Source organism: Massilia sp. LMS1-1-1.1 (assembly GCF_040815535.1).
Classification (GTDB): Bacteria; Pseudomonadota; Gammaproteobacteria; order Burkholderiales; family Burkholderiaceae_D; genus Janthinobacterium; species Janthinobacterium aestuarii.
This window is the reverse complement of the sequence record NZ_JBFPNG010000056.1, coordinates 462937-476713: the sequence shown is the minus strand read 5'-3', so window position 1 is coordinate 476713 and position 13777 is coordinate 462937. Positions and strand designations below refer to the sequence as shown.

The following is a 13777-nucleotide window of genomic DNA, read 5'->3' as shown; positions in this document are numbered from 1 at the left end:
GAGCTTAACAGATTGCCGCTTCGGCAATGACGGGGACTGCCGCATTGCGGTTGCAGGCGCGCGCATATTGCGCCAGCAAGCTGCCGATCTTGTGCTCGATCAGGGCCGGCGCCTGTGCCGGCAAGCTGCCCTGCACCACGGCCAGATACTGTTCCGGCAAATGCTGGCTCAACAGCGGCAGCGGAATGGCCACCGTATCCAGGTTGGCCAGCAGCTTGGCGACGGCGGCCGCCACTTCCGGTTCGCCCCAGTAATAGCGGCAACGGTCGCTCAAGCCGTAGCGGCGCATCAGGCGCTGCTCGTCCGGCGTGCCCAGGTAATGCTTGATCCAGTTCTTCGGCTTGGCCACCATCACGTCGTCGAGCACCTGCATCAGTTGCGAGGTGGCGTGCGCCGGCAGCAGTTCCTCCTCGATCTGGCACAGGGCGAACAGCGCTTCGCGCAGGGCGAAGGTGGCGGCCGGGCCCACTTTCAGGATGGCGAAATGGTCGCGCACCATGGCGTGCAGCGCCGTTTCGCGCTGGTAGTCGGTGGAATGGGCTTCGAACACGAGGCCCGGCTGCTCGGCAACGAAGGCCGAGAGCTCGGCGGCGGCATCGGCATCGTAGTGCTGGATGCTGCTCTGGTCGAAATCGACACCCGGCTGCACCACCATGGCGATGACGCGGCGCCAGGCGCCATGCAATTCCTTGTCGAGGAAGGCGCGGCGGTGCACGTCCAAGGTGCGGCGCGCCGCCTGCGGGCTGGTGACGGCGCCGGCCTGCGCCAGCGACGCTTCGCCGCCGGGAACCGGCACTTCCGTACCGATCACATAGACGGGCGGCGCGAAGCCGGCGGCGGCCGCTGCCTCTTCGGCGACGATGCACAGGCGCGCCGAACGGGCGGCCACGGTTTCATCGTCGAGCTGCAAGGGATCGTCCGCACAGCGCATGCTGCAATCGAGGTGGATCTTATGGAAGCCGGCCGACGCATATGCGGCGATCAGGGTTTCGGCGTGGTTCATCGCGGTGGCCGCATCGAGGTGCTGCCAGGCGTTCGGGCCCAGATGGTCGCCGCCCAGCACGAGGCGGCTGGCGGGGAAACCCTGTTCGCGGGCCAGTGCCAGCATGGTGTCGCGGAAAACGGCCGGCGTCATGCCCGTGTAGCCGCCGAACTGGTCGACCTGGTTCGACGTCGCCTCGACCAGCAGCACGGTGTCGTACTCGCTGGCCACGCGCATGGCGGCGCGCAGCACGCTAGGATGGCTGCAGCAGACGGCGTACAGTCCCACGCGCTCGCCGCGGCGGTGCGCCTTGATCACTTGCTGGATCGGGGACAGGGTAAAAGTCGGGTTTTCCGCTTGCTTCATCATGTTTACGCCTTTGTATGTTGTCGTATCAAAAGGGCCGCGCCGCGCGCGCCGCCGGCGTCGCCAAAGCGGGGCGGCAGTATCGGCGGCACGTGCACGCCGGGGAACAGATGGCGCTTCACGGCGGCCGGCAGCTTGTCGTACAGGTGCGGCAGCTTGGACAGGCCGCCGCCAAGCACGATGACGTGCGGGTCATAGGCCAGCACGAGGCCGGCCAGCGCGTGGCCCAGCACATCGAGGTGCACGGCCACCGTGCGCTGGGCCACGGCGTCGCCCATGTTGGCGCGGGCGACGATGGCCAGAGGCTCGGCGCCGTCGCCGCCGAAGTGGGCGTGGAGTTTGCGCATGGCGGGGCCGGAAACATAGCGTTCCAGGCAGCCCGCCTTGCCGCACGGGCAGTCGTAACCGGCCAGGCCATGCTGCGCGAGCAGGGTGGCGGGCAGGCTCCAGTGGCCCCATTCGCCGGCCACGCCGTTAAAGCCGCGCAGCAGCTGGCCGCCCACGCAATAGCCGCCGCCGGCGCCCGTGCCGAGGATGGCGCCGAACATGCTGGCGGCGTTGTCTGCCGCGCCGCCTTGCGCTTCCGACAGGGCGAAGCACTGGCAATCGTTGCCGATGGCGACAGGGCGCCGCAAGGCTTGCTGCAGGGTTTGCGCCACGAGGCGGCCGTTCAGGGCCGGCACGTTGGAGCTGAGCTGGCGGCCGCTGGCGCTGTCGATCACGCCAGGCAAGCCGATGCCGACGGGCGCCGTCGTGCCCAGCGCCGCGTCGCCGCGTGCCACCAGGCCGGTGATGGCTTGCACGAAGGCGTTGAAATCGTCGCCGGGTGTGGCGACCCGTTCGCGGAACACTTCTTCCAGCGCGCCGTCGCGGTCGGCAAAGGCGACCAGCTCCATCTTGCTGCCGCCGATGTCGATGCCGTGGTAGCCGGCTGTGTGATTAGAATTGGTCATGGCCATAGATGGTGACGCCTTGCACGACACGGTTGACGATGCCGCCGGCGAATGGATTGTCGGGACGCAGTTGCAGCAGCGCGGACTGGTGCAGCGCATATTGCTGCGCCATCAGCAGCCACAGCGGGGCCAGCCAGGCGTCGGGCCAGACCGGCGCATCGGCAGATAAGTTGACAGATAAGTCACCGCCGATACCGACAGTCAGGCACGTCTGCGCCACGCTGTCGCGCTGCAGTTCTTTCAATAGGTCGTCTTCGTACTGGCGCGCCAGCGGCTTGCTGCTGCGCAGCAGGATCACCAGGGACTCTGTGGTGACGGCCGATTTCGGGCCGTGGCGGAAACCCAGCGGCGTATTGGCCATCGCCATCACTCTCCCGCCCGTCAATTCCAGGATCTTCAATGCGGCTTCCTTGGCCAGCGCTTCCAGCGGGCCGCTGCCCAGGTAGACGACGCGCTGCACCGGTGTCGAACCCAGGTCCGCCACGGGCGCCGACCAGTCGCGCAAGGCCTGTTCGCCCAGCTGCGCCAGGGTGTCCAGGCGCGACAAATCAGTATCCTTGCCCAGCACCGACAGGGCCGCCAGCAGCATGCTGCTGAAACTGCTGGTCATGGCGAAGCCGCGGTCGCAGCTGCCTTCCGGCATCAGCAGGTTGTAGGTGTTGGCATCGTTCGCGCCCTGGCGCGCCAGCTTGCCGTCCGCATTGCAGGTGATGTTCAAAAAGCGCGCGCCGGGCACGACCTGGCGCAGCAGTTCCACGGCCGCCAGGCTTTCCGGGCTGTCGCCGCTGCGGGCAAACGAGACGAGCAGGGTGGGCGCATCCGCTTCCAGGTACAGCTCGTGGTGCGTCAGCAAAGTCGTGGTGGCGATGGCGCGGATCTGCGCGGGCCAGGCCGCGTTCAGGGTATCGACGACGATTTCGCCCACATAGGCCGAGCTGCCGGCGCCCGTCAGGATGACACGCTGCTGCGGATTGGACAGCGCGTCGCCCAGGAAGGCGGCCAGTGCTGCCTGCTCCTTGCGCAAGATGCCGGCCAGCGCGCGCCAGATGGCTGGCTGGTGGGCGATTTCCTCGGCCGTGTGCAGGCCGCCGATGTCGCGCCAGGTTTGAATGTCACGCTGAAGAAGGGTAGTCATGAGAGGTCAGTAAAGTGTTTGTTGGAGAAAGCATAAATACTAAATTTCGAAAAGTCAAATACGAAAGTAAAACGAAAGTAAATAGTTGGGCGGCTTGCGAAATAATGTCGTTTTAATGGCTCTGAAGCATGCTGCGGTGCAGCGAAAAAGCCAGTGGCGGCGCGGCCTGTCGCTGAAATGCCACGATAACGAAAGTATGTTTTGTAACATTTTGGTGAATCGTAAGATAAATGCGCCAATTCTGGGCATTTTATTAATAAATTGCCGCTTTAACTTTCTTTTTATTGACGATATTTATTTTTCTTCTTAAAGTATTTCCATCACTTCAATTTTCTGAAAGCCGCCTGATGAGACCTCTCCCGCTTCCCCGCCGCGCCCTTGCCGCCTGTGTCCTGGCCGCCCTGGCCGCCCTTGCCACCCTGGCCGCACCGGGCCTGCAGGCCGCACCTATCGGTAATCTGGCCAGCTTGAGTGCCGTGCATGCGGCCGACGTGGCCAAGGGCGAGGCGCTGGGCTGGGATGTGCGCAGCGATACGGGCGTGCAGCTGCGTATCAGCCTGCCGCAGGTGGACGTGCTGCGCATCCAGGCGGGCGGCAAGGCAGGCTTGACGGGGCCTGGCGACAAGGCCGCGCCCATCGTCGTGGGCCAGCCTGCTGCGCAGGTGGCCTACCAGATCAAGGAACAGTCCGACCATATCCTGATCAGTACCGAAGCCCTGAGCCTGCGCATCGACCGCAAACCGCTGCGCTTTACTCTTTTCCGCAACGGTGATGCGGTGCCGCTGTGGCGCGAGGTACAGCCGCTGTCGCTCGACGACAAGCGGGGCGTGCAGGTGCTTTCGAGCCTGCCGGGCGAGCGTTATTTCGGCGGCGGCCAGCAAAATGGCCGCTTCGAATTCAAGGGCAAGCAGGTGCCCGTGTCGTATTCGGGCGGCTGGGAAGAGGGCGACCGGCCGAATCCCGCGCCATTTCTCATGAGTTCACGCGGCTGGGGCATGCTGCGCAATACCTGGTCCGACGGCAATTACGATTTGCGTGACAAGGAGCAGATCTCGCTGCAGCACGCGGAAGGCCGCTTCGATGCGTATTTCTTCGTCGGCAAGGACTTGCGCGACGTCGTCGCCCGCTACACGGACTTGACGGGCCGCGCGCGCATGCTGCCCCGCTGGGCGCTGGAATACGGCGACGCCGATTGCTACAACGATGGCGACAACGTGAAAAAACCCGGTTCCGTGCCGAAGAACTGGACGGACGGCCCCACCGGCAAGACGCTGGACGTGGTGGAAACCGTGGCGCGCCAGTACCGCGAACACGACATGCCGGGCGGCTGGATCCTGCCCAACGATGGCTATGGTTGCGGCTACACGAACTTGCCGGAAACGGTGAAGGGCCTGGCCGGCTATGGCTTCCGCACGGGCCTGTGGACGGAAAACGGCGTCGACAAGATCGCCTGGGAAGTGGGCCAGGCGGGCAGCCGCGTGCAAAAGCTCGACGTGGCGTGGACGGGCAAGGGCTACCAGTTCGCCATGGATGCGAACAAGTCCGCCTACGACGGCATCCTGAACAATTCCGACAGCCGGCCGTTCCTGTGGACGGTGATGGGCTGGGCTGGCATCCAGCGCTACGCCGTGGCGTGGACGGGCGACCAGAGCGCCAGCTGGGATTACATCCGCTGGCACATCCCGACCCTGATCGGCTCGGGCCTGTCTGGCCAAGCGTATGCATCGGGCGACGTGGACGCCATCTTTGGCGGCAGCCCGGAAACCTATCTGCGCGACCTGCAGTGGAAAAGCTTTACGCCCGTCCTGATGGGCATGTCCGGCTGGGCCGCTGCCGAGCGCAAGCATCCGTGGTGGTTCGATGAACCGTACCGCGACATCAACCGCCGCTACCTGAAACTCAAGATGCGCCTCACGCCGTATATGTATACGCTCGTGCGTGAAGCGGAACAATCGGGCGCGCCGCTGGTGCGCGGTCTGATGTGGGATTATCCGCAAGACCCGGCCGCCTACACGGAAGCGTATAAATACCAGTTCCTGCTGGGCCGCGACGTGCTCGTGGCGCCTGTCTACCGCAGCCAGGCCGTCAGCGGCGGCTGGCGCAAGGGCATCCACCTGCCGCAGGGCACGTGGTACGACTACTGGGACGGCCGCCAGGCCACGGCCGACGCCAAGGGACGGGACCTCGATATGCAGGTGACGCTCGATAAACTGCCCGTGTTCGTGCGCGCCGGCGCCATTCTGCCCATGTATCCGGAAATGCTGTACGACGGCCAGAAGCCGAAGGACCAGCTGACCCTCGATATCTACCCGCACGGCGATTCCGACTACACCCTGTATGAAGACGATGGCAACACGCGCCAGTACCAGGGCGGCGCCTTCAGCCAGCAAGTCATCCGCATGCGCCAGACGGGCGCCGACGTGCAGGTCGACATCGGCGCCGTCGATGGCCAGTACCAGGGCCAGGAAGCGCGCCGCGGCTATGCACTGCGCATGCTGGCGGGCCAGGCACCGGCCGCCGTGCGCGCCGGCGAACGCCTGATCGCGGCAGCCGCCGGCCGTGCCGCCTACGACAAGGCGGCAGAGGGCTGGTTCTTCGACGCGGCGGACAGGCAAGGCACCCTGGACGTGAAAGTGGCGGCGCAGGATATCCGCCAACCTTTGATTTTGCAGGTTGCCGGCGCGCTGGCCGTAGCCAGAGTCGATGCCGACTTCCCGGCCGCTCCCGTGCCGGGCCGCGCCTTGCCGGCCGACGCCATGCAGGTGGTGGCGCGTCCTGCGGAAGAAAGCGGCTATCCGCTGGAAAACGCTTTCGATGGCAAGCCGGAGACGTGGTTCCGCACCGTGCGCAGCCCGTCCGTGAAAAGCGGCCCGCATGAATGGGTGATCGGCTTTACGGAACGGCGCCTGGTGGACGGCATCGAACTGGCGCCGCGCAACGACCAGCACTGGAAGCATGGCCAGGTGCGCGACTATGAAATCTACATCGGCGACAACAACGGCGAGTGGGGCGCGCCACTGCAGCGGGGCACCTTGAAGCTGCAGGAAGGCACGCAGACGATCAATTTCCCCGCCACGGCCGGGCGCTTGCTGCGCTTCCGCGTCATGAGCACGCAAAATCCGGAAGGCGATGGCGCGGCGTCCCTGGACCCGATGGTGACGGCGGCGCAGGCCGGGCCGGTGGCGCGCGCGTTCGACGTGGCGCTGGCGACCGACGTGGCGCCCGTCACCTTGTCCGCATTCCGCGTGCTCGAACACCGCGTGGCCGACGGCGAGGAAGTGCAGCGTTATCTGTCGGACCTGGCGCTGCCGAAGACTATCGCGAAAGACCGGCCAGCCGGCAAGGCGGCCGAAATGCGCATGAACGGGCTGTGGTTCCGCAAGGGCCTCGGCGTGGGACCTGCCAGCCGCATCGACTTGCAGCTGGCGGGCAACTGGAATTTGCTGCGCGCCGACCTGGGCGTGGACGATAGCTGCCGCAGCGCTGGCGGCTTGCAATTCCAGGTATGGAGCGGCGAGCGGCTGCTGTATGACAGCGGCCTGGTCACGGCTCCCGGGGTGGTCAAACCCGAAATCGACGTGCGCGGCCTGAGCCAGCTCAGTTTGCGCACCCTGGGCGCGCGCGGCGCCCACCCGGCCCAGGTCTGCGGCAACTGGGCCAATGCCGTACTCACCGGCACGGAAGGCGCGACAGTCAAGCCGCGCTAACTACTTCAATCATTTCACTAAAAAGAGCCCCTCTTCGGACCGGGGAGGGGCTCTTGCAACCTGACGAAAACAAATCACTTATAAAAAGGGAGTTGAGAATGCACTTGAAAAAAATGATGGCCGCGATGGTGGCGGTAGGGCTGGCGTCGACGGCGCTGGCGGCGGAGGAGGAGAAACTGCAGCGTGTCGAAGTGACGGGGTCCAGCCTGAAGCGCATCAACGCGGAGACGGCGTCGCCCGTGCAGGTGATCAACGCCAAGCAGATCGAGAACATGGGTGCGCTCACCTTGCTGCAGGTGCTCGACAACCTGCCCGCCGCCCGTCCGGCGCAGCAGGATTTCCGCTCGATGTTTACGGGTTCCGATGGCGGTTCGCAAGCGAACTTGCGCGGCATGGGCGCGCAGGGCACCCTGGTGCTTTTGAATGGCCGCCGCCTGTCGTTCTATGGCGCGCCGGCCGGTTTCCAGACCATGTTCGTCAATATCGATGCCATCCCCGCCGCCGCCATCGAGCGCATGGAAATCCTCACTGACGGTGCGTCGGCCGTGTATGGCTCCGACGCCGTGGCCGGCGTCATCAACGTGATCACCAAGAAGTCGTACCAGGGCCTGGAAGCGCGCGCCAACGGCGAGTTTTCACCGAGCGTGAAATCGTATGGCGAGCGCCAGGCCAGCGTGCTGTATGGCCTGGGCGACCTGGCCAGCGATGGCTACAACATCTACGGTTCCGTGAACGTCTACCAGCGCGACCGCATCGCGCTGGCCGACACCTGGCGCAAGCGCCCCTCGTATTTTTATGTGAACAATCCCAATTTCATCCCGAACATGCGCGTGGGCGTCGGCAGCGAACCGGGCGTGATGAATCCCGGGACCTTCTTTGTCTTCGACAAGGCGAAGAACAATGCGCGCACCCAGCGCGCCGTCAATGGCTGCAACACCAGCATCACCGAGGCGTCGGGCACGCGCTGCGTGTGGAATGCGCTGCCGAACCAGCTCGACACGGGCCCCACCTCGGAGCGTGCCACGGCCTACGTGAGCGGCCGGCTGAAGCTCGGTGGCGACATGGAGGCGTTCGCGGAAGGCGCTTTCACCCACATCAAGATGCGCGGCGAGAATGGCCCGTCCAGCTTCAATAGCGGCAGCACGAACAACTGGTTCGCGCGCAACACGGGCAATACCCTGAACACGTTTGCCACGCCTTTCCTGAGCCCCAACAACGTCTACCTGAAAGGCAAGCTCGATGCCGACATGGTGGCCAAGATGGGCGGCGCGGCCGGCTTGAATTACCTGCTGCAGGATGCGCAAGGCCACTTCGGCCAGAAGAATGTCGATGAAAACTACCGCGCGCTCGTCGGCCTGCGCGGCAGCATCGGCGGTGGCTGGGATTTTGAAACGGCGCTCAGCGTGGCGGGCAGCCATTCGACGCTGTTCCAGACGGCGAACATCAACATCAAGGGCTTCGAGCAGGCATTCGGGCCGTTCACGAAAGACCCCGTCAGCGGCCGCACGTATATCTCCGACAATCCCGCCTACCAGTTCGGCGAAATCAGCGAGGCGAATGCGGCGCTGGTGCGCGCCGCCTATCCAACCTTCGCCATCGAATCGTGGACCAAGCTGATGACGTGGGATGCGAAGGTGGAAGGCACCCTGTTCAAGCTGGGCGAGCGTGAAGTGCGCGCCGCCGTGGGCACCAACATCATGCGCGAGAGTTTCCTCACGCCCGGCAACGCGGATGCGGCCAATGGCCTGATCACGCAGCAGGGCGGTTCCTGGTTCGACGGACGGCGCACCATCGCGGCCGTGTTTGGCGAAGTGGTGGTTCCGCTCAGCGACACCCTGGAAGTCAACGCGGCCGCGCGCCTGGACAAATATCCGCATTTCTCGGCCAACCTGGCGCCCAAGCTGGGCGTGATCTGGCGCGCGCGGCCCGACCTGATGCTGCGCGGGACGTATTCGGAAGGCTTCCGCGCGCCCAACCTGGCTGAATCGGGCACGGGTGGCGTCTTTGCGCAGGTGGGCGGCATCCGTGACACGGTGCGCTGCGATGAAACGAATGCCATGGCGCGCGCGCTGATGAAGTCCAAGGTGGCGACGGATGCTGACCTGGGCAAGAGTTTGCTCAATTCGAACTGCTCCACGACGGTGGGCGGCCTGACGCCGCCGAACCAGAACCTGCGTCCGGAAAAGGCGAAGATATCGACCGTGGGCCTGGTGCTGCAGCCGGCCAAGGACGTGAGCATCTCCATCGATTACTGGTTCATCAACCGCCGCGACGAAATCGTGCGCCAGGACTTCAACGAGCTGTTTACGGAACTGGTGGACAAGTACGGCCCGACCCTGGCCGGCACGCCCAGCGCCATCCGCAACGACCTGACGGATACGGACCGGGGCAACGTGGCGGCGGTGGCGGCCATGTGCGCCAATCCCGCCAACGCGGGCGTGTGCGCGGGCGGCGTGCCCGGCTACTCGGTGGGCAACCTGGGCGGCTTGATCAACTCGTATTCGAACCGGGGCCGCACCCTGATGGATGGCGTGGACATCGATGCGCGCACGCGCTTTGGGCTAGGCGACTGGGGCAAGCTGAGTACCGGCATCGCGGCCACCATCCGCAAGCGCGACACCCACGACAGCGAAGACGGCAGCGACATCAAGGGCAACACCGTCGGCTACTACGATTCGCCGCGCTACCGCGCCACGGTCAACGCCGACTGGAGCTACCGCAACTTCGTCAGCAGCGTCTTCGTCAACTACTCGGGCAAGACGCGCTGGGCCTACGGTCCCTGGGACAAGGACAACACGCCGGAAAACTGCACGGCCGCTTCGGTGGCGCTGCCGGCCGGCCAGTGCAAGGGCGCGCCGTCGTACACGACGGTCAACCTGGCCTTCAGCTGGAAGCCGGTGAAGAACCTCGACGTGGGCCTGAACGTGAAAAACGCGTTCAACAAGAAGCCGTACTACGACCCGAACGGCTGGGAAGGCTACAACCATAGCCAGGACCTGTTCGGCCGCCAGTTCGCCCTGTCGGCCAGCTACAAGTTCTTTTAAAGCGTGACGCTGCCCCGGCCTGTCTATGCGGGCCGGGGTATTGCCATGAAAAAGAAAAGACAATATTCCGAAACGCGCAATACGAAAGATAAACGTAAGTTAAAGCAGATGGCCATGGCTGCTTTCGCGTTTTTCTCCCCGTTTTTTTGCGCCGATTCACGATTTCTGCTTACCTCGCTGCAGTCGCGTGTATCTGTCATACCACGATAACGAAAGTTGTAGGACGCATAACAGATTGAATCGAAAGATAAAATGCCTTTATTTGCCAGATTTGGCGATAAATTGCCGTTATAACTTTCTTTTTGTTGACGATACTTATTTTTCTTTTTAAAGTAATCCCAAGAAAACGAAAATTGGCCGATACGGACTGATTTCCCGGAAGGTGCAACTGCCTGGAGCTACCTTCCGACGACCACCATAAAAATTGCGTCCCCCCGGCTTCGCTCTGGAGCGGGAGGGCGCGCATAACCCTCGATATAGACGGAGAGACACCATGCATACCACCCGACTCAAATTGCGCGACATCAGCCGCGCCGCCGCGATCGTGATCGCCCTGGCGGCCGGCGTGCCAGGCCAGGCCTGGGCACAGTCGAACGCCACCAGCACCATTTTTGGCGAAGTGAGCGCGCCTGCCGGCGCCACCGTGGTGCTGGAAAACCTGGCGACGGGCGTGCAGCGCACACTGACGCCCGATACGTCGGGCCGTTATGTGGCCAACTCCATGCCGCCAGGCCGCTATGCGGTGCGCGTGCTGCGTGCCGGTTCGGTGGAAGCATCGCAGGAAGTCGAAGCCCTGATCGGCGCGGGCGCCGAAGCGAACTTCGGCCCGGCCAGCGCGGCCGGCACCGTGGGCCAGGAGCAGACCGTCGTGGTGAAGGCGTCGCGCAATCCGATCGACGTGTCGAACACGAACAATGGCGTGATCTTCACGGCCAAGGAATTGAAGGCGCTGCCGGTCGGCAATGACGTCGCCTCCATCGTGCAGCTGACGCCGGGCGTCTCGCGCGGCACCAACAGCGTGTATGGCAATGCGCCATCGATCGGCGGCTCGGGCCAGTCGGAAAACGCGTTTTACGTCAACGGCTTCCCCATCACGAACATACTGACCCAGGTGGGCGCGTCGGAGCTGCCGTTTGGCGCGATCTCGAACCTGCAGGTACTGTCGGGCGGCTATGGTTCGGAATTCGGCCGCTCCACGGGCGGCGTGATCAACATCACCACCAAGAGCGGCGGCAACAAGGTCGAATTCGGCGGCAAGGTCTCGATCATTCCCCGTTCGCTGAAGGGCGAGCCGGAAAACACCTATTACCCGAACACGGGCGCCAATCCCAAGACGGACGGCAACCTGCTGTACTGGAACCGCGACAATGGTAGCACCAGCAAGGTGGTGGGCCTGTACGGCAGCGGCCCGCTGATCAAGAACAAGCTGTTCGCCTTCGTGGCGCTGGAACAGACGCGCACGGACAGCCAGTCCGTTGCCGCCGCCGCCGACTCGGGCACGGCCCTGGCGCGCGGCTGGAGCACGAGCCAGAGCAAGGTGGACCGCATGATGGCCAAGCTCGACTACAATCTGACGGACGACCATCACTTCGAATACACCAAATTGTATGACCGCACGAAGACGGACAGCCAGGCGTATGGCTACAGCTACGCCACGCATGCAAGCAATGGCGTCCAGGCAGGCAAGGGCGAGACGACGGTCAACTGCTGCGGTTCATCGGCCGCGCCGGGCGCCAACATCGACATCTTCAAGTACACGGGCTACCTGACGGACAACCTGACCGTGACGGCCATGATGGGCGAATCGCGCACCTCGCACACCCGCACGCCGAACGGCTACAACCCGCTGCTGGCGCAAACCTCGTCGAATACCTCGACCCAGGTGCCTGGCCTGACGTACGCCAATCCGCAAACGGTGACGGGCACCCTGGTCGACCCATCGTCGGAAGACCGCCAGAAAGCCAAGCGCCTGGATCTCGAATACAAGCTGGGCAAGCACTCGCTGCGCGGCGGCATCGACCGCATCGACGTGGAATCGAAAGTGGGCCTGAGCCTGGCCGGCGGCCACCGCTGGAGCTATCAGCGCGCAACGGATCCGAACCGGGCCATCAACGGTGCCTTTGAAACGCCGGCCCAGGGCGGCGGCTACGGCGCGCAGGGCTATTACGTCAGCAAGGACTTGAACGCCAACCTGGCGCGCCCGACCAGCGTGCAATCGGCGCAATACATCCAGGACCATTACCAGGTCACGGAACGGGTGCTGCTGGACCTGGGCCTGCGCCGCGAACAGTTCACCAACTACAGCACCGATGGCGTGGCCTTCATTTCGCAGCGCAACATGATCGCCCCGCGCGTGGGTGCCACCTGGGATTACCTGGGTGACGGCACCCTGAAATTCTTCGCCAACGGCGGCCGCTACCACCTGCCTGTGCCGTCGAATTTGTCGAGCAACATGGCCAGCCCCTTCCTGGCCACCAGCGAGATGTACACGTACACGGGCATCGATCCCGTGACGGGCGCGCCGACGGGCCTGCACGCGATCAGCAAGCCGTATTCGGCAAACAATGCGTATGGCCAGAGCCGCGATGCGCGCGAAGTGACGGCCGTCGGCCTGAAGCCGCTGTCGCAGGATGAATTCTCGCTGGGTTTCGAACGTGCCCTGAGCAAGAAGCTAGTGGTGGGCGCCAGCGTCCTGTACCGCAAGCTGAACGACACCAACGACGACACCTGCGATGCGCGTCCGCTGCAAGCCTGGGCCACGCGCAACAGCGTCGACACGAGCAACTGGGGCGGCTTCCAGTGCGCCATCATCAACCCGGGCCGCGACAACAGCCTGATGGTGGACTTCGACGATGGCAAGGGCTTGCGCCGCGTGGATATTTCGGCGGCGGAGTGGGGCAATCCGAAACCGGCACGCACCTACCGCGCCCTGAACCTGTTCATCGAGCACCCGTACACGAATGGCTGGTACGGCAAGCTGACCTACACCTTGTCCGGCCTGAAGGGCAATATGGAAGGCCAGACGGACAGCATCGGCGGCGGCGACGTGGGCCTGACGGTCAGCGACGACCACAAGGAACTGATGTACAACGCGTATGGCTATCTGCCTGGCGACCACCGCCACGCGTTCAAGGCCTACGGCTTCATGCAGGTCATCCCGGACGTGACGGTCGGCGCCAACCTGTCGCTGACGTCGGGTGCGCCGCGCAACTGCATCGGCGCGCTGCCCGACAACCTGAAGTTCGAGAACGACTACGGCGATTCCTACTTCTATTGCGATGGCAAAGCGGCGCCGCGCGGCAGCCAGGGCCGCCTGCCTTGGCAAGCCCAGCTGGACATGAATCTGGCCTATACTCCCAGCGCCGTCAAGGGCCTGAGCCTGAAAGTGGACGTGTTCAATGTGTTCAACAGCCAGACCGTGACCCGCTACAACGAGACGCGCGAAGACCATGGCGCCATCGCCCGCAGCTATCTGCAGGTGGCCGGCCGCACGGCGCCGCGTTCCGTGCGCTTCACGGCGGAATACACCTATTAAACTGCAGCCGGCCTGCCGCGCGGCGGGCCGGCGACGATCATTACCAATGGAAGCG

The 13777-nt window shown here is 64.3% G+C and carries 6 protein-coding genes; 3 read left to right on the top strand and 3 right to left on the bottom strand.

Annotated elements, in window-relative coordinates; genetic code table 11:
* Window positions 1–4: 4 nt before the first annotated feature.
* From MRBLMS1_RS26700 to MRBLMS1_RS26690, 3 genes are read right to left on the bottom strand one after another with little or no spacing between them, the layout of a single operon-like run.
* Window positions 5–1348, bottom strand: coding sequence for a D-tagatose-bisphosphate aldolase, class II, non-catalytic subunit (locus MRBLMS1_RS26700; RefSeq protein WP_485883344.1), 1344 nt, complete (start codon window positions 1346–1348; stop codon window positions 5–7).
* A gap of 5 nt (window positions 1349–1353) precedes the next feature.
* Window positions 1354–2301, bottom strand: coding sequence for an ROK family protein (locus tag MRBLMS1_RS26695; protein WP_485883264.1), 948 nt, complete (start codon window positions 2299–2301; stop codon window positions 1354–1356).
* A complete protein-coding gene (locus MRBLMS1_RS26690; RefSeq protein ID WP_485883262.1) occupies window positions 2288–3436 on the bottom strand; it encodes an AgaS family sugar isomerase in 1149 nt (382 codons plus the stop codon). Before MRBLMS1_RS26690 ends, MRBLMS1_RS26695 begins: the two co-directional genes overlap by 14 nt.
* A gap of 347 nt (window positions 3437–3783) precedes the next feature.
* Between MRBLMS1_RS26690 and MRBLMS1_RS26685 the strand changes: the two genes are divergently transcribed.
* From MRBLMS1_RS26685 to MRBLMS1_RS26675, 3 genes are all read left to right on the top strand, one after another.
* The gene (locus MRBLMS1_RS26685; RefSeq protein WP_485883260.1) at window positions 3784–7143 is read left to right on the top strand and encodes a TIM-barrel domain-containing protein; all 3360 of its coding nucleotides are present in this window, start codon (window positions 3784–3786) and stop codon (window positions 7141–7143) included.
* 98 nt (window positions 7144–7241) lie between these two features.
* On the top strand, window positions 7242–10187 hold the full coding sequence (locus tag MRBLMS1_RS26680; protein WP_485883258.1) for a TonB-dependent receptor plug domain-containing protein: 2946 nt from the start codon (window positions 7242–7244) through the stop codon (window positions 10185–10187).
* 493 nt (window positions 10188–10680) lie between these two features.
* Window positions 10681–13722 (top strand): TonB-dependent receptor, encoded by a 3042-nt coding sequence (locus MRBLMS1_RS26675; RefSeq protein WP_485883256.1) that lies wholly within the window; start codon window positions 10681–10683, stop codon window positions 13720–13722.
* The last annotated feature ends 55 nt before the right edge of the window (window positions 13723–13777 follow it).